19 protein-coding genes are annotated in these 20,953 nt (G+C 42.0%); 17 read left to right on the plus strand and 2 right to left on the minus strand.

The annotated features are described in order from the left end of the window. Positions 1-175: 175 nt before the first annotated feature. Genes A3C46_09645 through A3C46_09655 form a run of 3 tightly spaced genes read left to right on the plus strand, consistent with a single transcriptional unit; the run spans position 176 to position 3,935 of the window. Positions 176-1,876, plus strand: coding sequence for a hypothetical protein (locus tag A3C46_09645; protein ID OGQ22100.1), 1,701 nt, complete (start codon positions 176-178; stop codon positions 1,874-1,876). Positions 1,877-1,884: 8 nt separating this feature from the next. After that, positions 1,885-2,679: a hypothetical protein gene (locus A3C46_09650; protein ID OGQ22101.1), complete on the plus strand. Its 795-nt coding sequence runs from the start codon at positions 1,885-1,887 to the stop codon at positions 2,677-2,679. Then, positions 2,676-3,935: a hypothetical protein gene (locus tag A3C46_09655; GenBank protein ID OGQ22102.1), complete on the plus strand. Its 1,260-nt coding sequence runs from the start codon at positions 2,676-2,678 to the stop codon at positions 3,933-3,935. Before A3C46_09650 ends, A3C46_09655 begins: the two co-directional genes overlap by 4 nt. A 16-nt stretch (positions 3,936-3,951) precedes the next feature. Here A3C46_09655 and A3C46_09660 read toward each other — a convergent pair whose 3' ends face one another. Further along, positions 3,952-4,290, minus strand: a complete 339-nt coding sequence (locus A3C46_09660; protein OGQ22103.1) for a hypothetical protein — start codon at positions 4,288-4,290, stop codon at positions 3,952-3,954. Continuing rightward, positions 4,263-4,658: a hypothetical protein gene (locus tag A3C46_09665; GenBank protein OGQ22104.1), complete on the minus strand. Its 396-nt coding sequence runs from the start codon at positions 4,656-4,658 to the stop codon at positions 4,263-4,265. Before A3C46_09665 ends, A3C46_09660 begins: the two co-directional genes overlap by 28 nt. A gap of 274 nt (positions 4,659-4,932) precedes the next feature. On the opposite strand from A3C46_09665, the gene A3C46_09670 reads away from it, so the two are divergent. The 14 genes from A3C46_09670 (at position 4,933) to A3C46_09735 (ending at position 20,929) form a co-directional block, all read left to right on the plus strand. Further along, positions 4,933-7,512 (plus strand): hypothetical protein, encoded by a 2,580-nt coding sequence (locus A3C46_09670; GenBank protein OGQ22105.1) that lies wholly within the window; start codon positions 4,933-4,935, stop codon positions 7,510-7,512. Between the two features lie 163 nt (positions 7,513-7,675). Next, on the plus strand, positions 7,676-8,035 hold the full coding sequence (locus tag A3C46_09675; protein ID OGQ22106.1) for a hypothetical protein: 360 nt from the start codon (positions 7,676-7,678) through the stop codon (positions 8,033-8,035). A 16-nt stretch (positions 8,036-8,051) separates the two neighbouring features. After that, complete coding sequence (locus tag A3C46_09680; protein ID OGQ22107.1) at positions 8,052-8,564, plus strand: hypothetical protein; 513 nt, start codon at positions 8,052-8,054, stop codon at positions 8,562-8,564. 243 nt (positions 8,565-8,807) lie between these two features. After that, on the plus strand, positions 8,808-9,305 hold the full coding sequence (locus tag A3C46_09685; protein OGQ22108.1) for a hypothetical protein: 498 nt from the start codon (positions 8,808-8,810) through the stop codon (positions 9,303-9,305). Between the two features lies 1 nt (position 9,306). Continuing rightward, positions 9,307-9,801 carry a hypothetical protein gene (locus tag A3C46_09690; GenBank protein ID OGQ22109.1) on the plus strand — a complete coding sequence of 165 codons (495 nt, stop codon included), beginning with the start codon at positions 9,307-9,309 and terminating at the stop codon, positions 9,799-9,801. Further along, positions 9,798-10,064: a hypothetical protein gene (locus A3C46_09695; GenBank protein ID OGQ22110.1), complete on the plus strand. Its 267-nt coding sequence runs from the start codon at positions 9,798-9,800 to the stop codon at positions 10,062-10,064. The genes A3C46_09690 and A3C46_09695 overlap by 4 nt, the downstream gene beginning before the upstream one ends. Positions 10,065-10,223: 159 nt before the next feature. Beyond that, entirely contained in the window at positions 10,224-11,300 is a 1,077-nt protein-coding gene (locus A3C46_09700) for a hypothetical protein (GenBank protein OGQ22111.1), read from the plus strand. Positions 11,301-11,362: 62 nt separating this feature from the next. After that, entirely contained in the window at positions 11,363-12,706 is a 1,344-nt protein-coding gene (locus tag A3C46_09705; GenBank protein ID OGQ22112.1) for a hypothetical protein, read from the plus strand. Next, positions 12,696-14,813 carry an ATP-dependent DNA helicase RecG gene (locus tag A3C46_09710; protein OGQ22113.1) on the plus strand — a complete coding sequence of 706 codons (2,118 nt, stop codon included), beginning with the start codon at positions 12,696-12,698 and terminating at the stop codon, positions 14,811-14,813. Before A3C46_09705 ends, A3C46_09710 begins: the two co-directional genes overlap by 11 nt. A gap of 188 nt (positions 14,814-15,001) precedes the next feature. Beyond that, on the plus strand, positions 15,002-15,928 hold the full coding sequence (locus A3C46_09715) for a lipoyl synthase (protein ID OGQ22114.1): 927 nt from the start codon (positions 15,002-15,004) through the stop codon (positions 15,926-15,928). Between the two features lie 15 nt (positions 15,929-15,943). Beyond that, positions 15,944-16,927, plus strand: a complete 984-nt coding sequence (locus tag A3C46_09720) for a fructose-bisphosphatase, class II (protein OGQ22115.1) — start codon at positions 15,944-15,946, stop codon at positions 16,925-16,927. Positions 16,928-17,077: 150 nt separating this feature from the next. Further along, positions 17,078-18,331, plus strand: a complete 1,254-nt coding sequence (locus tag A3C46_09725) for a hypothetical protein (protein ID OGQ22116.1) — start codon at positions 17,078-17,080, stop codon at positions 18,329-18,331. 18 nt (positions 18,332-18,349) lie between these two features. Continuing rightward, positions 18,350-20,035 carry a hypothetical protein gene (locus A3C46_09730; protein OGQ22117.1) on the plus strand — a complete coding sequence of 562 codons (1,686 nt, stop codon included), beginning with the start codon at positions 18,350-18,352 and terminating at the stop codon, positions 20,033-20,035. 192 nt (positions 20,036-20,227) lie between these two features. Beyond that, positions 20,228-20,929, plus strand: a complete 702-nt coding sequence (locus A3C46_09735; GenBank protein OGQ22118.1) for a hypothetical protein — start codon at positions 20,228-20,230, stop codon at positions 20,927-20,929. The last annotated feature ends 24 nt before the right edge of the window (positions 20,930-20,953 follow it).

Consider the following 20,953-nt stretch of genomic DNA (forward strand, 5'->3'; position numbering starts at 1 on the left):
CACGAACCGCTTTTCAAATTCCAACTAAGATTGGGATTGACCCTCAACGTTTTCATCGATTCCATTTTTATGGAGCACTATAGGAACTGCACTATTGATGGTTATATCGGGATTTGCTTTATTATGGAGAATACGATTCGTTATATATAATGATTTATATTTTCCTTTGCTCAGCTTGTATGACGTAAAAACCAAATTTTCCATTTCTGAACTTGAAGAGTTACAGCAACATATTTTAACGCTTCAGGACAATGAAAAGAAACTAGCTATTAATGCTTCACTCGGCAAAATCGCGACACAAGTCGCGCATGATATACGGGGTCCATTGTCGTCGATGGATGTGGCGTTGTCAGGGTTAGTGAAAGTGAAATCGCAAGATCCGAATTATCTCAACTATCTGAATATTCTTGAGTTAGCGTCCAAGCGATTGCAGGGAACGGCTGATGGTTTATTAAAAAAACGTGAAGAAGGAGAAGAAAAGGAGGCAGTCCTCTTTTCACTCCACTACATCTTGGATGAATTAGTTGGTGAATATCAAACGCAGGAACAGTATCGAAAAATTCTTTTCAAGAAAGAATATCTTTCTCAGTCCATTCAACTTCACGGAGATCCGACAAAACTTCAACGAGCATTTGGGAATATCGTCAAGAATGCTGTTGAAGCGATGAAAGGTGAAGGGACAATAACGGTGCGAACACGTTTTAACGAAAAGAAGTCATTCCCGCAAGATGTCAGCGGGAATCCCATGAGATCCCCGATAACTTCATTCGGGGATGACAGAAGAGTAGTGATCTCTCTTACTGATACTGGTCCTGGAATGGGGTCTGCGACCCTTTCCAAGGTTTTGAAAGGTGGTTACACAGAAGGAAAGGCTGATGGTCATGGCATTGGAATGCAAGTTGTCCGAGAAGTTGCAAATGACTTTGGTGGAGAAATAACAGCTGAATCCCAATTGGGTCAAGGAACGACATTTCATTTCAAACTTCCACTTCCTTCAAAGGATTTGATAACGACAGCAATACGGGATGAGAGTGCATTAGAGAAGTTTGAGATAAAGATTGAACGAGATTCTTCGGATTCGCCTCAGAATGACTTCAGGATATTAGTCGTTGATGATGATCCTTCAATGAGAGCGTTATGGAAAATGCTCTTGGAAGAACAAGGTGTAACACCGATCGTGTGTGAGAGTTATGAGGATGTGGAAAGGAAATTGGGAGATGAACAGATAACAACCGCTGTTGTTGATTATCACTACGATAACAGTGTGCACAATGGAGCTGATGTTATTCGATATCTCAAGACAAAAGGATTGAAATATCTCTATCTCTGTACCGCAGAATATTGGAAACCAGAAGTAAAGCGACTCGCAGAAGAACTTGAGATTAAGATTTGTCCGAAGCCTTTACCGAAGATAACCATTTGTCATCGCGAGCCTGAAGGGCGTGGCGATCTCCCGAAAGCACTGTCTGTAGGAGATTGCTTCGTCGCTGAGGCTCCTCGCAATGACAAGCAGAGCACAAACGGAAAAGGCCTATCAGTCCTCGTCATCGACGATGATCCAGGCATTCGACTGTCATGGAAAGTCAGAAAAGAGATGCTCAAAATTAGCGAATTAACTTCTTATCCGAACATGGAAGCATGCACGTCAAATGGTGTTGTCTATAGTGAAATCGATATCGCTTTCGTCGATAAGAATGTCGAAGGAAGCGTGTGGACACTTGAAAAGACAGTTCAATATCTTAAAGCTCAAGGCATTCCTAAAGTCATCATTGCGACTGGAGAGTCTGCCAAAGAGATCAGTGATGATCCTGCCTCACATCTCGCTGATGGAATTGCAAAGGAGAAAATACCAAAAAATATAGAGGAGCTTCTTTGAGATTTTCGATGCCGACAAATAAAATGCTTTGGGAAACAATATATGGAAGTCGTTTTAAGAATATCTTGATGCAAAAGCCGTTATTGGAAAAAAATCTTATCGACTTTGTGGATTCGCTTCGATCATTAGGCCTCCTTAAAAAAATAACATCATTTCTTTCCATTGGCGCTGGAGCTGGAGAGCGAGAATTATTTCTTGCTCACAAATTACAGATCCCCTTTGGTTATATCGATCCTACAGTTGAATTAACAAAAATATTTTCTCAAAAACTACGCGAAGCAAAACTTGAATTACTTTTACAAGATGAACACTTTGGTCCCTTTGAAACATTTAAGACTCAACATCGTTACGATCTCATTTTTGCTCTTCATTCCTGGTATTATATCGGCGCCAATGAAAGGGCGCTTCGCAACGTTCTTTCACTCCTCACCGAAAAGGGACATCTCTACATTGTCATGATTCCGAGCAATACATTTACCGTAACTTTATCGAAGCAGTTCGGATCGCATGCATCTGATGTCAATTTTCTTTTTTCAAATGGTTTTTCAGTGTGGGCAAAAAAGAAAGGTTACAATCACAAATATCAAGAAAAGGAAGTTGAATTCAATATTCAGGCTTTCTTAGAAAAGAAGAAGTTTACTTCTTACGGGAAAGCGTGGATTGCCTATATGTTGCGACAGGATTGGAATACGATTTCCGTACAAAAGAGGAAGCAGATAAAAGATTTTTTTCTGGATTATCAAAAAAATGGAATGACTCGAGAAACGATTGGGTCACTGATTTTTTGTAAGGGGAGACGATGACTGATACCTTTGAAAACATGCTTGAAAAATATGCTGAACTGATCGTCAAGTTTGGCGTGAATCTGCAGACGGGACAACGATTGCTCATTGGTCCACCAGCAGTTTGGATGCTCGGAACGCCGATTGAGACAGCGCCATTTGTGAGAAAAGTGGCAGAACATGCGTATCGTGCAGGCGCAAGACGAGTGGATGTCATCTGGAATGATCCACAAATGCAACGCCTCCGCATCGAACATGCGCAAACCAATACCTTGACCGATTTCCCAAAGTGGCAAGTCGAAGCCTCAATGGCTCACATCAACAATGGAGATGCTGTTCTCTTCATCTTGGCTGAAGATCCAGATTTGTATCGAGGATTAGATCCTAAAGCAGTTTCAACGTTACAGACTACGACGATGAAACAAACTCACGAAGTTCTTGATGCATTTGCAAAAAGTAAGGTGCAAACTTGTGTTGTCGCTGCACCTGTCAACGGTTGGGCCGACAAAGTCTTCCCCGATTTTCCAACTGAGACTCGCGATCAAGAGCTTTGGAAAGCGATTTTTTCAATGTGCCGTGCAGATCAAGCTGATCCGATTGCCGCTTGGAAAACCCACATGGAACAAATGAAACGCCGTTCCGATTATCTCAATGAAAAACGCTATGACGAGCTTTATTACTCTGCGCCGGGAACTGAGTTGAGAGTTGGCCTTCCCACAGATCACCTCTGGCGACACATCCAGATGACAGATCGGAAGGGGACTTCTTATGTGCTCAATATCCCATCAGAAGAAATTTGGTGTATGCCTCATAAAGATTGTGTTGATGGAACAGTTGTTGCTTCCAAGCCGCTGAGTTTTGGAGGAACAGTCATTGAAGGGATCCGGTTTGTTTTCAAGGAAGGGTGTGTCGTTGAATCATCAGCCACGCAAGGCCAAGAAGTATTGAAGAGTCTTCTCGAGAGTGATGAAGGTTCTCGGCGTTTAGGTGAAGTGGCGCTTGTTTCCCACAGCTCTCCGATATCGCGGATGAGGCGCATTTTTTACAACATCCTTATCGATGAAAATGCTGCAAGCCATCTTGCGTTGGGTCTTGCTTACAAATTTAATATGAAAGGTGGTATCGATATGTCTGACGAGGAATTTCATCGTCTCGGAGGCAACCAAAGTTCTGTTCATGTCGATTTTATGATTGGCTCGGAGAAGATGGATGTTTTTGGTGTGACGAAGTCGGGAAAACGTGAACTGATCATGAATCATGGCGAGTGGGTGATTTAAATGAAACGGCTAAAGTTTAAGCAGCTTTTTTTGGATAAAGAACTTTCCCATCACGAAGGATCGCAGCTTCGAAACTCTGAGGATCTGATTTTTCAAGATCTTCCGGAAGATACGGAAGCGCTTCAATTTGCGGTGTAATCTTGCGGGCAATTTTTGCGAGCAGAAGATGATCTTCTTCTGTGCCACCATGAAAATCTGGTGAAATGACAACGATATCAATATCACTCCATGATCGTGGAGTGTTTCGAGAATAAGAACCAAAGAGAATAACTCGTTCAACGCGGATGTGCTTTTTTAATTCCTGAATAAAGCTTTCCAGAACCTCTTCTACATTTTGATATATTTCCTGCACCATTGGAGAAATTCCTCCGTTTGTTGAAGTAAAAATGAAGCTGCTTTTTTGTCAATTTCTGAGGCCAGCTTTTGTTTAAAAGAAGGATATCGACCTACGATGTAGTAACTATTGAGTCGATCAAGGAGAGAAAATTGTATTTCAGAAAGCGAAAGATCTAAGGAAAGAGCTAAAGTTGAAAGATTGTGACTATATGGTGGGCTATCCTTGCGTAAAGCACACCACATTCCTTTCAGCATTTTTTCAGAAGCTTGTTGGCAGAGGAAAGCGACATAGAGAAAGTGTCCACTTTTGAGCAAAGATGCCGCAGCGCTCAGATCATATGCAGAACGCTCCAGCCATTGCTCAGTAAGTGTTTGTTTTTCTTCCATTTTATTAAAGTTTAATGATTTTATCCGGTCAATGCAATCTTAAAAAAAGATATCTTTTTTGACGGAATCACCCGTCGCTCCGATCGAAATTATAGAAGACGGTCGCTCTAAGCGTCTTATTTATCCCTCATAGTGTCACCGCGTTCTTGGTTTATTCTGTTACCCTCCCTACGGATTGTATTTATTTGAAAAATAAAGGTTTTTTAGTGGAAAAAACAAAGCAACCTTTTTTCTTCCTGCGCGATAAAAATCAACAACGATATGGAGTGTTGATATGAAAAAAATGTTTGCTGTCATGTTGTGCTTTGTACTTTTCGCCTGTTCAAACTCAGAACAAAAAAATGAAGAACCAAAAAAACCACTCCCAAATATTCAGCCAGGATTTTCTCTCGAAGTTGAAGAACTTTCAGAGGGAACATTTTTGACAATCACAAAAGAAGCGCTTGGAAAAGAATTTCTGTTTCAAAAATCACTCACATTTCAGCGTAGCTATGGTGAATCTCTTTCCAATCCAACCAGCAGTGGAATGAAAAGTCACATTGTTCATTTTCAGGAAGAGGGAGATTCTCTTCTTATGCTTGAATCAAGTGATGATTATCAGCCGGGAAATGAATTGAATACTGAAATTCTCATTTCTCAATTCCCCATTCATGAAAAGCGCGAGGACAAACTTGTCTTTGATTTTAATCGCGGAATGAAAAATGTTGCGTTGAGCGGGGAGTGGTATGCTTCTGATTTTGGCGGTTCTTATATTGAACCGACATATGCCTTTCGTGTTGAAGATGCTTTTCTCGCTGAAACACAAATGTTGACAAAGGGACTTTCGCTTACACAAACTCTCACGGTGAGCGAACAAAACCTGTTTCTTCCCGTTGAGATGAAATATTATTTTTCGCAATATTCACCGAATCCAAAATATGTTCCCATTGACTCTCCCGGTTTCGATATTCTTGGCTATTTTGAAGCGAATCCTTTGGTTCAGGATGATTTTGGAATGGCCTACACACACATTACGCGATGGGATCTTTCAAAACCGATTGTGTATTATATTTCACGAGATGTGCCTGAAGAATATCGGAGTGCAGTAAAAGAAGGTGTGCTCTATTGGAATAAAGTTCTGGGCAAAAATTTTCTGCAGGTTGAACTTGCTCCTGAAGGTATTCAGGCGCCTGATTTTGAGCACAATGTTATTCAATGGCATTCAGATCTTGAAACAGGTGCCTATGCAGATGCTCAAGTTGATCCAAGAACAGGTGAAATTTTGCATGCACAAATTTTCGTTTCCAATTCTTTTACCACATGGACACGATATTATGTTCTTCCACGTTTCGAACGCACACACGGAAAAAAAGATGATATGTTCAATGATATTCTTGGAATACAAGAAGACAAAGAGCACGAGATTTTATTGCCAGAGGAGTTTCTGAAAGCACGGTTGTGTTCGATGAATGTTTCTCACGCATTTCAAGATCTCTACCGTTATCGCGACTTCATGCAAAAGATTCCGGTTGAGCGCATTATGGTGTTAACAAACGATTATCTTCGTTGGGTCATTGCGCATGAAGTGGGCCATACTCTTGGGCTTCGTCACAATTTTGCGGCAAGCACCATCAATGAAGGTTCTGATAAAGAAACTGTAGAGTTGCTTAAAAAATATAGTGAAGAAGGAAAACTCCCGGAGAGTGTTGAACTCCCAAGCAATTCTGTCATGGAATATCCTGTTTTTGGAGACAGGGTTCTTATTGGTTCAATGATTCGAGATCAGGCGCGAAAGCCGCTTCCGTATGATCAGTTTGCGCTTCAATGGGGATATCTGAATCCCGAGAAAGATCCGGAGTATGCAGGAATTGCCTTTTGTACTGATTCACAAATTGGTGAATATGAAGATTGCCAACGATTTGATGCTGGGAAGCATTTTCTTGCGCGTCGCGCGGAAGTTACTCTGAAGTTGTTTCAAGATATTCCAAGGAGTCTCTCTGAAAGATATCTCGCAGCAAAAGCGCATTTGAATCTGAAACTGAGAAGGCCTATACAAGAGGCAACGCCAAATGCGGCATCGCTTATAAGACCACTTCTCTTTTCCTGGTTTGATCTTCTCTATCCTCTCACAAATGATATTCGGCTTCTTTCTCTTGAGCGATCTTTTCCTGAACTTATCGATGTTGACGATGATGAAGTTTCGATGAAGGAACTTGAGTGGCTTAATCGGGAAGAAGAATATGCAGGAGGCATTGCAACTCTTTTGGCGCTTCTGAACCCAGATCAATACAAAACCATTGTTGATGGATTTGATCGTGACTTCCAGAAAGTTATTTCAAAGGACAGTTTCTTAAAAGCTTTAACTCCTGAGGGAAAAGAGATCTCATTTAGCTCAGATGAATTGAACCATATGAAACAACAATCGCGTAAGCTCTTTGCTGAGATCGATGATTTCATTGCTCGTGATATCACAAGCATATTACAGATAGGACCATTCAAGGAACTTTCCGATGTCGAAGAGGTTGAACCAATACTTGCACAATGGGCGGAATTTCTCCTGACAGAAGGGAAAGGGCTCGAATTTCGTTTCTCATTTGAAACAAGAAGTCAATCCGTGTCACTTTTATTTTCGCCTGGAACATTTCCTGACTGGCTTCAAGCTTCAATCCCAAACATAGCAACTAAGCTTCGAGAAAAACTAGAAGCTGGTTTTAAAATGCCATTAGAGGAAATTGATCTTAAAACTTTTCCACGAAACGAGCAGCAAAAAATCATGGATGAGCTTTCGCTTTATTATGCGCTTGGTTCCTCGGAAGAAGAAACATCTTCGTCTTTAGATGAAGAGGAACAACAAGTTTCAAATGAAGCTCACTAATTGAACGTGTTCATTTTTCCATAATTCAAACACAATTTCCGAACAGTTCTTTTTCACAGCTCATCAATGGCTCCAAAAAGCCATTTTATTCAACTTTGGTGTTGGCATGAGTGTTGCTTAACTAAAGAAGAAAGCAGTGCTCATATTAACCAAAGGAGGAGCTATGGCAATACAAGTTGGAGCTGTATCAGGAACATCAAGAGGATTAGATGTGAATGAGGTGAATACGAATTTTGTAGAAAATAATGAGGAAAGTAGTCAATACAATCATGCAGAATTTCAAGAGAAGTATGTTGTGCAGGAGGGAGCGAATTCGGTGTTTGCTAACCCTGGTGCAGCCGCGGCTGTGCTTATTGTAAAATTGCAGGAAGAAAATGTTAAAGCGACAAATCGTAAACTGGACCAAGACGAAGCGCGACTTAACAGAATAAAAGAGCGAAATGAAAATACGGAAAGAAACGTCCAAGCTATTAAGGAGCGATTGGATGAGCTTGCAAGACAGCGAGCAGAAAAAGAAGAATAAATAAAAAGGAGCGCCAATGAAGAAAATAAAATCAATGAGTTCTGTCATGCGAACATCGGCATTTGTCGGGTGTATTATGATACCAGTGAGTTTTGTTATATTTTTGGTTGCTGGATTTTCGGATCCAGAGGAGCTTCATTTGTTTGATGTCGTTGTTCAGCCAGGGATGTCGATTCTAAAGAGGATAATGGCCATGAGTCCGATGGCGATAACACTCATCTTTGGAACATTTGTTGTCTATTTTTTGTATCGATTTTTCCAAGCTCTTTCGCAAGGAGAAATATTTACGAAATATGCAGTGCAATCATTACGAAAAGCAGCCTGGTTTTATCTGATAGGTAATTTGCTGCATGTTATTTCTTATGCAGCTACTGTTCATTTTCTTCAGGATTTCAACTGGCAAACAAATATTCAATTAACATTCGATAGACTTGTAGAAAACAATATTACAACCCCTCTTTTATTTCTTCTTTTTTCATGGATTCTTGAAGAGGGGAGAAAATTAAAAGAGAGTAGTCTCGCTTCATAAGAAAGCTTTTGGATAGAGTTGAAATAAGGGTGATCCGCCTCTGCCGATGCTTCGGCGTGATAAACGGTCGCCCTTATTTTTTGTATTTTTTTTCGTCCATCTTTCCGAAAATCAAAACACCAAAATCGAACACATATTTTTATTGCTGCGCAAACGCACATTTTAAGTGGATTTCATGTTGGCACACATGTTGCTTTATAAAAAAGCAGTGAATGAAATATTAACCTTTATCAAGGAGGAAAAATGAGTGTTTCATATGTTGTTGCAAAAAAACCGGAAGTGCGGATTCAAGAGCCATCCATTTGCGCTGGAACTCTTGAAGTATGTCAGCCAGTAAAATTTCCGCAAAGAAGAAAAGAAATAAGTTTTGAAGTGCAGCAGAGGAATTGGGAAAAATTTTCAGGGTTTAATGTAGGTGCACAAAGTGTTCTTGTACGTAGTATTCCTTCAGAAATTGAACGCTCACCGACAGAGCAGCTTTTGCCGAAATTAACTCCATGGGAGCGATGGAAGTTGCCAGTGCCACCATATGCTCCACCACAACGGCCATTTGAGCCAGGCGAGATTGTCCCGTTACAGTCGTATGATCAAAATACAACGATCAGTTATGGAATTCCTCCTTCTGTACCACTTCCGACACCAAGCCCATCGGAAAAATGGGAAGTAAAAGAAGTGAAAGTCAAAGTTGGATTACCAGGAACGGGTGTGGAAGTGGTTGTGACACCAAAAAAGGATGACTAATATGAACAACATCAGAAATATCAGCAAAGCCATGAGAGTTTTTTGTTTTGTGACCTTTACCGTCATGAGCATTGCTTTACCGCTTTTTGTTTTTTATGCACTCACGGCAACGGAAACATCGTCGCTTGTTCATTTTGACTTTTCGTTGGCACTTCCAATCACAAGTAAGATGATTCTTATCTTGCCATATTCATTGGCATGGTTGTTTTTCCTCTTTGTGACTTATTTTCTTTATCGTTTCTTCGACTCTCTTTCTTTAGGTCAAATTTTTACGCTTCAAAATGTTCAGCTTCTCAGAAAGAGCAGTTGCTTCTATTTCGCTGGAAATGTTATTTACATTTTATCATCCATGATTGTCTTTTTTGGTTTCCCTGATTTGAGATTGCAGGAAAAATTTCACTTGCATCTGAAACTTCAGATGTTCCTTGTTCCCATTTTTCTGTTTCTTGTATCAAGCATTATTCATGAAGGCCAAAAACTAAAGGAGGCACAATGACAACGATTTATACTTCAAAATACGAATATAGAATTCCAGAAGAGTTACAATGTATGCGGTTCGGAGGATGTTCAAGTGAATCCACGAGCATTGAAGTTGATACAATATGGAAAAAGTTTTCCGGTTTTAATCCAGGATCTTTGAGTGTGATTGCGCGAAGTGAGCGTCCTGTTGGGCCAGGCCCACGACCTTGGCCAAGACCTGAGCCGCCTCCATGTTGCCCGTGTCCTTGTCCTTCTCCAAGGCCAAAACCGTGGGAGTAGCCGGTTGATTTATGAAGCCCTGACGACCTCAGGGCTTCATTATATTTCCCTCTTCCTCAACGCAACTGAAGCTACCGTATGAGCCGATAATTTCTTAAAAGAGCGTGGTTTTGCAGGTGAAAAAATGGTACGTTGTGATCATCTTTTCGAGAGGATCCCATGGCCGAAGCGTCAAGTCAGGAAAAAACAGAAGACGCAACACCGAAGCGACTTCGCGACGCTCGCAAAAAAGGGCAAGTGGCGCGTTCGCGGGATATGAATACCATTGTGCTGCTGATTGCCGCCTTTCTTCTTCTGGTCGCGATGAAGGGGATGATGGGTGAACATCTGCGCGCTCTGATGCAGGGAAGTTTCGATGTTGCGGCACGAAAAGATTTAACCATCGAACTTCTTTTTCTCCAGGCGCAGCAAACTTTTTTTGCCTACATTCAAATCATGTATCCTTTTTTGCTCGCCCTCAGCGCGGTTGCTCTCGCGGTGAGTTTTTTTCAGACTGGCCCTGTTTTTTCGCCTGAACCCATGAAGCCACAGTTGAAACGGCTCAATATTATCGAAAATCTGAAAAATATGTTTAAGATGACAACCTTCATCGAACTTCTCAAAAATATTGCAAAGGTCAGCCTTATTTTTTTACTCGCGTATCTCGTCATCTATGATCGTCTTCGCGATGTGGTGTTAACCACTCAAGCAACGCCAGAACAGTCGATGAAGCTCGCCGCAGAAATCGTGACCGATTTTCTGATCAAAGTTTTTATTGTCTTTATCTTCATTGCGATTATCGATTTCATGGTTCAACGTTGGCAGTATAAGAAAAATTTACGCATGACCAAAGAAGAAGTGAAACGAGAATACAAGCAGGATGAAGGAGATCCGCTGATTAAATCTCAACGCCGTCAACTTCATCAACAGCTTGCTACAACAGATGCGAAACAAGCTGTGAGTACTGCCGATGCTGTCATCACGAACCCGACCGAAGTCGCGGTTGCGGTGAAATATAATGATAAGGAGATGGTCGCGCCAACAATTGTGGCAAAAGGCCAACGCCTTTTTGCACAAACCATACGCGAGTTTGCGGAAGAGGCGCACGTTCCCATTGTTCAAAATGTGCCACTTGCATGGGCGCTGCTTGAAATCGATATCGGAGAGGAGATCCCCGAAGATCTCTATCAAGCGGTCGCCGAAATTTTAGTCTATGTTTATAAACTGCGTGAAGGTGTGACCAAAGATCCTGTTTGACATTTGATGACCCATCCCGTAAATCCAAAAAAAGTAGATTGTTCAACCACTTGGAGGCTTTCATGGCCCGCATCTTCCTTCGAAATATCTTTCTCATTCTTCTTGCGCTCGCGAGTTTTTTGCCTTTGCCAGTGGAAGCGGCATTTAATGCCGATGTCGTCACCTTTCTCCCGGCAAATGACGGCGGTCGCTTTATCACCGTCTATGAATCAAGCACGCTTCAGCAACTTCGTTTTAATCTTGGACTTTATTTTGATTACGCCTTTGAACCGATTGAATTCGCAGATCAAACAGGTCAGCGTCGTCGCGGAATTATCGATGATCTCGTCATCGCAAACTTAGGTGGAGCAATTGGAGTTACGGATTGGTTGCAGCTCGGTTTTAATGTTCCCATGGCCGTTTGGGAAACTTTTTATAATCCAAATCTCACCGCAACAGCCGTCAGAAAGCAGAGTCTCTTCGGAAAACTTGCTGATCCGCGCATCGATTTTAAACTGAGACTTCTTGATATCGAACGCTATCGTGTTGGTCTTGCGATTGTTCCTTTTCTCTATTTTCCCGTCGGCAGAGAAGAATATTTTCTCGGAAACGGAATGTGGTCGGGTGGTGGTATGCTCGTGTTTGATGCTGATATTCAAAATGTCGTTTCTCTCGGTTTGAACTCTTACTATCGCGTGTACAAACGCTTTCGTTATGACACGAATAACGTGAGCGCTATTATTAATGATACGATCGGTTTAAGCGGTGCGATGAATGTTCGGATGACTCGCTCGTGGAGTTTAATTGGAGAAGCGTGGATTGAATCAGTGGCAGAAAGTCTTGATGAACTAAAAAATGGAACTCTGGTGCATCTCCAAAATCCTGCGGAATTTTTAATCGGTACTCGTTTTCAGCCGCAAAAACACGCGCGCGGACTTGGGTTTACCATTGCTGCCGGTCGTGCGATGACAGCGGGCATTGGTTCTCCCGATTTTCGTATTGTGACCGGTATCAATTATCGCAAACCAGCGGTGGCAAAGCTTCCGGAGCCTGTTGAAGTGGAAGCAGTTGTTGAAGAAAAAATTGTGATTACGCAAAAAATTCACTTCGAATTTAATAGCTCAAGCGTTCGACCTGCGTCGTATCCAATTCTTGATGATGTGGCGACATTACTTGCTGCGAATCCGCAGATTCAACATATCAAAGTAGAAGGGCATACGGATAATGTCGGTGGTGATGCTTATAACCAACGACTTTCAGACAAACGTGCCAAGTCTGTGGCTGAATATTTGGTGACGAAGGGCATTGCCTCCGATCGACTTTATCCTGTTGGATATGGTGAGTCCAAGCCGATCGCCGATAATACCTCATCGCGTGGCCGCGCACGCAATCGTCGTACGGAATTTACTGTTGTCGATGCTTTCTAATGAACGACATCCACTTTCAACTCCTGTTCAATATATCAAAGGTGTAGGCCCAGCTCTTGCCGAAAAATTGAAACGTCTTGGCGTGATGACCGTCGCCGATCTTTTTTATCTCATTCCTCATCGCTATGTTGATCGACGCCATATTCTTCCTTTAGCGCAATTATCAGAAGGAAAAGAAAAAACCGTTACGGGCACGATTGTCCGTCGAGGCATTTCATTTTTAGGACGACGACGGAAAAGAATTTATAATGTTATTCTTGAAGATGAATCAAAAGGTCGCGTTTCTCTGATCTGGTTTTACTTTAAGCAGCGCTATATGGAAGAACGCTACCCAGAAGGAGCGAAGCTCCTCGTCTCTGGTGAGGTGGTGCGTTATGGAAAAGATTTTCAGTTCATTCATCCCGAAATTGAAATTCTTTCGACAGAAGAAGATGCGTTAGCCTCAGCAAAAATTCTTCCTCTTTATCCTTTGACAGAAGGCCTTTCGCAGAAAACGATACGCAAAATTCTTCAGACAGCGTGGGGAAAATATCATCATGAAGTTGAATCTGTTTTTCCTCCCTATTTCCTTGAACAGCATCAACTTGTCCCAACGAAAGAGTGTCTGGAACAACTTCATTTCCCCCAAATAACGGAAAAACTCGAAAAGCTCTTAGAAGGCAAGTCACCTGCGCATCGAACGCTTATCTTCGATGAGTTTTTCTTTTTGGAACTCGGCCTTGCACGTCGTCGGCAAAAAAACAGCGTCGCCTCTGGAATTCGTTTTGCCATTGATCAGAAACGACATGCAGATTTTTTAAGCTCACTTCCTTTTATGCTGACACCGGCTCAACAAAAAGTGATCACAGAAATTTTCAATGACATGCATGCACCGCGTCCGATGAATCGACTTTTGCAAGGGGATGTGGGGAGTGGCAAAACCGTTGTTGCTCTCGCAGCAGCGCTTCAAGCTATTCACACTGGCTATCAAGTGGCGATCATGGCTCCGACAGAACTCTTGGCGGAGCAACATTATCAGACCATCTCACGTTATCTCACGCCACTGCAGCTTCCACATCGTTTATTGACGAGTTCGCTGAAAGGAAAAGAGCGGGATGTGACTCTTGCGGGTTTACAGAATGGGGAGATTCCGTTTGTGGTGGGAACGCATGCCTTAATTCAGGAGGATATTCATTTTCAGAAATTAGGCTTTGTGATTATTGATGAGCAACATCGTTTCGGTGTTTTGCAACGACAAGCTATTCGCCACAAAGCGAGCATGTGCGATATGCTCGTGATGACCGCGACACCTATTCCTCGCACTCTTGCCATGACGCTCTATGGAGATCTTGATGTTTCGGTGATTGATGAACTTCCTCACGGACGAAAATCGATTCTGACGAAACTCTATTCGGAACCCAAGCGCGAAAAACTTTATGAAGGGATGTTGCATGAACTTCGTTTAGGCCGACAAGTCTATGTCATTTATCCGCTCATCGAAGAGAGTGAAAAAATCGATCTTAAAAATGCGACTGATATGTCTGAAGAGATTCGTGCGCGCTTTGCTCCTCAGTATGCAACAGCTCTTTTGCATGGTCGCATGAAAGCAGAGATGAAAGAAGAAATTATGCATCAGTTTCGTGCGGGGAAAATTCATATTCTCGTTTCCACCTCGGTGGTGGAAGTCGGTGTTGATGTGCCGAATGCAAGTGTCATGGTGATTGAACATGCTGAACGCTTTGGTTTGTCGCAACTGCATCAACTTCGAGGTCGTGTGGGGAGAAGTGAACATCAATCCTATTGTATTTTGATGGCAGACTATCGACAGTCAGAAGAAGCAAAACGTCGTTTGCACGTGATGACGGAAACAACAGATGGATTTAAAATTGCGGAAGAAGATTTGGCCATACGTGGACCCGGAGAATTTATAGGTACCAAACAATCTGGTATTCCTCCTTTTCGCGTTGCGAATCTTGCACGAGATGTAGCTCTTTTATCGGAAGCTCGAGCAGCCGCTTTTACCTTGATGCAAGAAGATCCTGAATTATCTTTGGAAAAACATCGAAAATTGCGGGAAACGCTCTTGTCTCGCTGGGCCGGAAAGCTTGAACTTGCGCAGGTAAGTTAATGATGCTAGCAGACCAAAAGGTGCCTGACGAATTTCTGGAACGATTTTGGTTTCAGAAAGCGTCTGGCACTTCTTTTGGTCTGCGATCGTGTCGCCAAAAGAAGTGTCAGGCAGTTTCTTGCATCAACACCATGCCAGAAATCTGCCAGACACCTTTTGGCTCTTTTGAAATGGCTCTAGGAGATTGTATGTCTTGCGGGCAAGATTTATCACAGCGACCAAGATTGCCGAAATGGCTGAAAAAACCAGTTGTCAACTATACCCGCGTCCATGCGGTAAAGCAGAGCCTTCGCGATCATCGACTTCATACGATTTGCGAAGAGGGGAAATGCCCTAATTTAGGGGAATGTTTTGAACGCGGCACTGCCACCATTATGGTGATGGGAGATATTTGCACGCGAGCATGTCGATTTTGTGCGGTGAAAACAGGACGCCCACGTCCACTCGATCCTGAAGAGCCACTGAATACTGCGAAGCAAATTCATCTGTTGGGACTCAAAATGGTGGTGCTTACGTCTGTGGATCGCGATGATCTTGATGATGGCGGCGCAGCGCATATTGCTGAATGTATTCGTGAAACAAAAAGACTCAATCCAGAAACAAAAATTGAATTTTTGACTCCTGATTTTGATGCAAATTCAGATTGTATTCAAACCGTATGCGATGCTGTGCCCGATGTTTACAGTCACAATATTGAAACCGTGGAACGATTAACGCCAAAGGTGCGTAGTCGCGCACAATACCGTCGTTCGCTCGATGTTCTTCGATATGCATTTCATTTTTTAAAAATCGTAAAACCAGATGGTGTGACGAAATCTGGCATTATGCTCGGTCTTGGCGAAACCAAAGACGAAGTGATTCAGACGCTTAAAGATCTTCGCGAAGCGAATGTCGAATGTGTCACGATGGGGCAATATCTCCAACCAACTCCAAAACATTATCCCGTCGTTGAATTTATTGAGCCGCAACGTTTTGAGGAATATGACGATATCTGTCGCGAGTTGGGATTTCGGTATTCCTTTTGCGGCCCTTTTGTGAGAAGTTCCTATATGGCTGAGCAAGTTTTTGAAAATGAGCCGATGAAACCGAAAATATATGTACCCCAAGTTTTATGATCAAAGGAGAGAGCAATGGATCGTAACTTAGCCCTCGAAGTTGTCAGAGTCACTGAGCTTGCGGCATTAGCGGCCGCGCGTTTAATGGGTCGCGGCAATGAAAAGCTGGCTGATCACGCAGCGGTTGAAGCGATGCGACAAGCATTCGACGCGATCTCTATTCGCGGTACCGTTGTCATTGGTGAAGGTGAACGCGATGAAGCTCCGATGCTCTATATTGGAGAGCGCGTTGGCGATGGCACTGGTCCTGAGGTTGATATTGCGCTCGATCCTCTGGAAGGAACAACGATTTGCGCGCGCGGGAAAGAGAATGCGTTAGCGGTGATTGCGATCGCAAAAAAAGGGGGATTTCTTCACGCTCCTGATACGTACATGAAAAAAATTGCAGTGGGCCAAAAAGCTGCTGGTGCAATTGATATTACAAAAACCCCAAGCGAAAACTTAAAGAATATTGCACGTGCTCAAGCATGCGAAGTTTCAGATTTAACGGCGATTATTTTGAATCGCCAGCGTCACGAAGAGCTTATCCGCGAAGTGCGCGAAGCAGGAGCGCGTATTCGATTGATTGATGACGGTGATGTTTCCGCAGCCATTGCGGCATGTCGTCCCGGTTCGGGCGTTGATGTGCTTATGGGGACTGGCGGGGCGCCCGAGGGAGTACTTGCGGCAGCTGCGCTTCGCTCAATGGGTGGGGACATGCAAGGAGTGCTCATGTGGAGAAATGAGCACGAAAAAGAACGCGCGCGCAAAATGGGAATAACGGATTTACAAAAAGTGTATCAGCTTCACGATCTTGCCAATGGGCCCGTGATGTTTGCCGCAACTGGCGTGACTCAGGGCGATTTTTTAAAGGGTGTCAAATTTTATGGGGGTGGTGCAACGACCCATTCCGTGGTGATGCGTTCCGAAACAGGAACGATTCGCTATATCGAAGCGTTTCATGATTTTAAGAAAAAAACGATGTACACCACAGAAGACGGAAGTGTGAAAAAACGTTGAGTGTTCCAAATTCCGATCCGGAAATCCGAAAAACCGAACACTTTTCAAAGCAACAAAAATTATCAAACGTAGATAAATCAATGAAGTACAGGAATCCGAAAAGTGGTACGCACTTTGCTATGTCTATTGTGACTCTAGAGGACTCACGTCATGACTGAAAGAGCGCTTCTTATTTCCCATATTCGTTGGCTCAGTTTTTCACGCCTGACCATGTCAATTGGGTTTCACTTTATTCAACCTACGTTGGCTATTATTTTTCTTTATCCTCCCTTTGAATTTTCGCCTGCACAAATTGGAATTATTCTCATGCTTTATACTTTTGCTGACAGAGGGTTAGCGGTTTTCTGTGCACCGATAACAGATCGATTAGGACCAAAACTTTCACAAGTAGTCGGTTTTTTTGTGGTCGCCATTTCTTTTCTCCTTTTATGTTTTATTTCAAATTTGTTTCTCGTCAGTGCACTTTTTGTGCTTTGCGGATTAGGGTTTTCTGTTTCTACTGTTGGGTTTCGTTCTGCTATTGGAGGTATTGCTGATCATGATTTACGACTTAAGGGGTATTCTGATGGGAATATTGGTGTGTGTGCCGGTGCTATTATTGGACTCGTGGTTGCATTTCTTCTTCCATATCGTGAAATGTTTCAAATTCCTCTTCTTCTCGGTTCATTTTGTTTCTTCATTTCAGCCGCTGTCGTAAGGTATCTTACAACAGATCTTCATGTCTCGGGCCATAGCATTAGTTTTTTAGATTTATTGGCACTTTTTCGAAAACCGGAAGGACGACGTATTTTGCGAGTTGGCATGAAGTATATTCTTTATTCATCTTCGGCCTTTGTAGTCTACTTTGCCTTTTTTGATCTAACGCCACTTTATTTTGAAAAAAGTATTGGAGTGCCAGAAACACTCGGTTGGATATTTTCAATGACGAGCATTATGACGATTCTTTTTCAAAGAAGTGCAAGCAAGCTTTTTACTCGAATTGCAGTACGCTGGGAAGATGGCACGATCATCATTGCGCTTTTGATGGTGATCTTTGCAGCATTTATCTACACGCAGTGGTGGGGTCATTTGAGTGCCTGGTTTGTTTCAGCTCTTCTTGGATTTACTGTCATCTTTATGGGTCCTGCGTCAGATTATTTGGTGAGTAAGCATGTTCCAACTGAATATCATTCCTATATTTTTGGACTCAAGATTACCTCGGGGGCTATTGCAAGATCCTTTGCTGTTTGGATTGGAACTCAATATCTGCAACTAGCACCAAATATGGGATGGAAGATTCAGAATATATGGGTGCTTTTAGCCATTATTCCTGCAATTGTGCTTGTTGCAGCACTCTATAAAAGAGTTCTTTTTTTATTGCAGAATAGACAAGTACGGGTGTTTGTTAAAGAAGAGATTTCTTAAAGGAAGATAAAAGAGAGAATGAATATGAAATGGATTCCCTATCGCGGTGAAAGCTATCTTGACTATCCGGCTACCATTGAATGGTGTCAGTCGCTCGCAAAAGCTTATCCCGATTGGGTAAAGCTCGAAGAGATTGGCATGAGTCGTCATGGACGACCAATTTTATTGATCACCATTGGAAATATGAAGGGGGATTATCTTAGTCGTCCAGCTTTTTGGACAGATGGAGGAACGCATGCTTCTGAATGGACAGGTGTAATGACGGTTCTCTATTCGGTTTCAAAATGGATCGAAGGATTAAGTCACAATGATAAAAGTTTATGCGAGTGGTTCCATCGTCACACCGTTTTTGCTCTTCCATGTATCAGTCCTGATGGATTTCAGGCACTGCAGCAAGGCGAACCATTTATGCGATCCACTTTGAGACCGCCTAAAGAAGAGGAAGTACGTCGCGGTTTTGAACCTTGCGATGTGGATGATGATAACGTTGTAAGATGGATGCGATGGAAGCATCCGTCAGGCTCTTTTGTTATTGACGAAGAAAATCCTTCTCTCATGCGACCACGTCGACTTGATGATCCCACAGAAAAAGCTTATTTTTTCTGTCAAGAGGGAAAATTTCTGCAGTGGGATGGAATCAGTTGGACTTCTGCTTCTCTTAAATATGGATGTGATCTCAATCGTAATTTTCCTGTTTTTTGGAAACCCTACAACATGATTGGTTTGGATGGTGGTGATTATCCTTTAAGTGAATTTGAAAGCAGACTTGTTTTTGATACATTTGTGAGTCGAGCTTACATTGCTGCAGCCGTTACAAATCACACTTATACCGGTTGTATTTTGACAGCTCCACATCGACCCGAAACTCCACTTCCCGATTCGGATATATTAATGATGGAAGCTCTTGCAAAAGAAGCTGTTGTGGGAACGGGGTATCGCGTTTTTCGATTTTATCCTGATTTTGTTTATGATCCAAAGAATTTGATCACAGGAGCATGGGATGAAACAATTACATGTCTTTTTGGTATCCCCGCATATTCAACTGAGCTGTGGGATCCATATGGTTTTTGCGGAATTCATCAGACTAATCCAGCGCGTGAATTTATAGTGCCGAACTTTGAAAACATTCTTCAGATGATGCGAAAATTCAGTTCACTTCCAAATACGATGACTGCATGGAAACCTTTTGATCATCCTCAATTAGGAAACGTTGAAATTGGTGGGATCGATTATTTACGTACTATTCGCAATCCTCCAGTTAATTTCCTGGCTGCAGAATGTCAAAAAGGATTTCAAATTTGTGATCGCATTCGAAAAACGCTTCCAGATGTGTATATCAAAACAAAGTTGATCAAATTTAGTGAAAACATCATGAAGCTTGAATGTATTTTTGAAAACTACGGTTATCTGGCAACAAATCTTCTTCAACACGCAGAAACGCTTCGTTATCCCCCAAAGAGTTCTGTGAAAATGAGTGTTTCAGATAATATAAAAATTGTTGAAGGGATGCTGGAACAATCAGTTCCTTCACTCGACGGTTGGGGAATGCTTTCTTCTATATTTAAGCGTCATCCAACCTATGCAATGCTTCCTCAAAAAAGTAATGCTACTAAAATAACATGGCTTCTTCAAGGGAATGGCTCTATTACGATTCAATGGAAAATGGGTCGTGCTGGGAAAGGAATCGAAAAAATTAATATATAAATTAAAGCATCTCAATATGTTAATTTAACCTAAGGAGGAAAAAGTGAAGGAAGAAATCAAAAACGATGAAGTTTTGGATGTAAAAAAGATTATAAAAGTTGATGACGATGGTTTTGAAATTATTGATATGAAAAATCTCATAATCTTTAGAGATCTTGCAGGATACACGATAATAACAAGGTAAGTAATAAAATGATAAAAAATTTGGCTTCTTTGGAAATTTTTCATCTATTAGGGGATTCCCATAATGGAGGCAAAAGGGTGCTTTTGTCTTCTGATGGGCGGATTTATAAACCACGGTGTATATTTTGGGAATGGTTATTTCTAGGAGTCGACAGTCCTTTTCGTCATGCATTGAAGGAGTTTTGTTTTTATTCTGAGTATTCAGAAAATAATTTTTTATTACCAAATTTACTTTTTTCTATTGTAAATGAAATTCCACAATATGGTTATGTTGAACGTCTTGAATATCAAAAAGCCAATAAGTACACTCTAGCGGAGTTTGAAGCGATCGGTGCTACAGTTGCCTTACTCGGCTGGTTTGGTCTTTCAGATTTACACAAAGAAAATGTCGCTTTGGGAAGAGATGTTAATGGAAAACTCATTTTTTGTCCCATCGATATTGAGATTCTATTTCATGATTTTTCTCTTATTTCACAAACTTGTTTATTTCCAACAAGTGTGGACAAAAAAAATATATGTGGTTTGACACAGCTTATCCGTTTTGCGAGGGAGGCCGGTTCATCAAAGTTTGCTGTTGCAATGTGTCATGGTTATCTTGAAGCGATGATACATTTAAACAAAAATGGTTATATTCTAGACCGTTCAATAGAAGTGGCCTCACTTTTTAGGACAGGAAATGGGTCTGTCATAAGTGATGCCCTGCGGTTTTAGCCTAGGCTGCACAATGCAGTTTCG

Source organism: Deltaproteobacteria bacterium RIFCSPHIGHO2_02_FULL_44_16, assembly GCA_001798185.1.
Lineage (GTDB): Bacteria > UBA10199 > UBA10199 > 2-02-FULL-44-16 > 2-02-FULL-44-16 > 2-02-FULL-44-16.

Excerpts from the sequence above, each read along its gene's own strand:
- A3C46_09650 (OGQ22101.1), top strand. The coding sequence starts at position 1,885 with ATGCCGACAAATAAAATGCTTTGGGAAACAATATATGGAAGTCGTTTT.
- A3C46_09655 (OGQ22102.1), top strand. The coding sequence starts at position 2,676 with ATGACTGATACCTTTGAAAACATGCTTGAAAAATATGCTGAACTGATC.
- A3C46_09660 (OGQ22103.1), bottom strand. The coding sequence starts at position 4,290 with ATGGTGCAGGAAATATATCAAAATGTAGAAGAGGTTCTGGAAAGCTTT.
- A3C46_09665 (OGQ22104.1), bottom strand. The coding sequence starts at position 4,658 with ATGGAAGAAAAACAAACACTTACTGAGCAATGGCTGGAGCGTTCTGCA.
- A3C46_09670 (OGQ22105.1), top strand. The coding sequence starts at position 4,933 with ATGAAAAAAATGTTTGCTGTCATGTTGTGCTTTGTACTTTTCGCCTGT.
- A3C46_09675 (OGQ22106.1), top strand. The coding sequence starts at position 7,676 with ATGGCAATACAAGTTGGAGCTGTATCAGGAACATCAAGAGGATTAGAT.
- A3C46_09680 (OGQ22107.1), top strand. The coding sequence starts at position 8,052 with ATGAAGAAAATAAAATCAATGAGTTCTGTCATGCGAACATCGGCATTT.
- A3C46_09685 (OGQ22108.1), top strand. The coding sequence starts at position 8,808 with ATGAGTGTTTCATATGTTGTTGCAAAAAAACCGGAAGTGCGGATTCAA.
- A3C46_09690 (OGQ22109.1), top strand. The coding sequence starts at position 9,307 with ATGAACAACATCAGAAATATCAGCAAAGCCATGAGAGTTTTTTGTTTT.
- A3C46_09695 (OGQ22110.1), top strand. The coding sequence starts at position 9,798 with ATGACAACGATTTATACTTCAAAATACGAATATAGAATTCCAGAAGAG.
- A3C46_09700 (OGQ22111.1), top strand. The coding sequence starts at position 10,224 with ATGGCCGAAGCGTCAAGTCAGGAAAAAACAGAAGACGCAACACCGAAG.
- A3C46_09705 (OGQ22112.1), top strand. The coding sequence starts at position 11,363 with ATGGCCCGCATCTTCCTTCGAAATATCTTTCTCATTCTTCTTGCGCTC.
- A3C46_09710 (OGQ22113.1), top strand. The coding sequence starts at position 12,696 with ATGCTTTCTAATGAACGACATCCACTTTCAACTCCTGTTCAATATATC.
- A3C46_09715 (OGQ22114.1), top strand. The coding sequence starts at position 15,002 with ATGTCTTGCGGGCAAGATTTATCACAGCGACCAAGATTGCCGAAATGG.
- A3C46_09720 (OGQ22115.1), top strand. The coding sequence starts at position 15,944 with ATGGATCGTAACTTAGCCCTCGAAGTTGTCAGAGTCACTGAGCTTGCG.
- A3C46_09725 (OGQ22116.1), top strand. The coding sequence starts at position 17,078 with ATGACTGAAAGAGCGCTTCTTATTTCCCATATTCGTTGGCTCAGTTTT.
- A3C46_09730 (OGQ22117.1), top strand. The coding sequence starts at position 18,350 with ATGAATATGAAATGGATTCCCTATCGCGGTGAAAGCTATCTTGACTAT.
- A3C46_09735 (OGQ22118.1), top strand. The coding sequence starts at position 20,228 with ATGATAAAAAATTTGGCTTCTTTGGAAATTTTTCATCTATTAGGGGAT.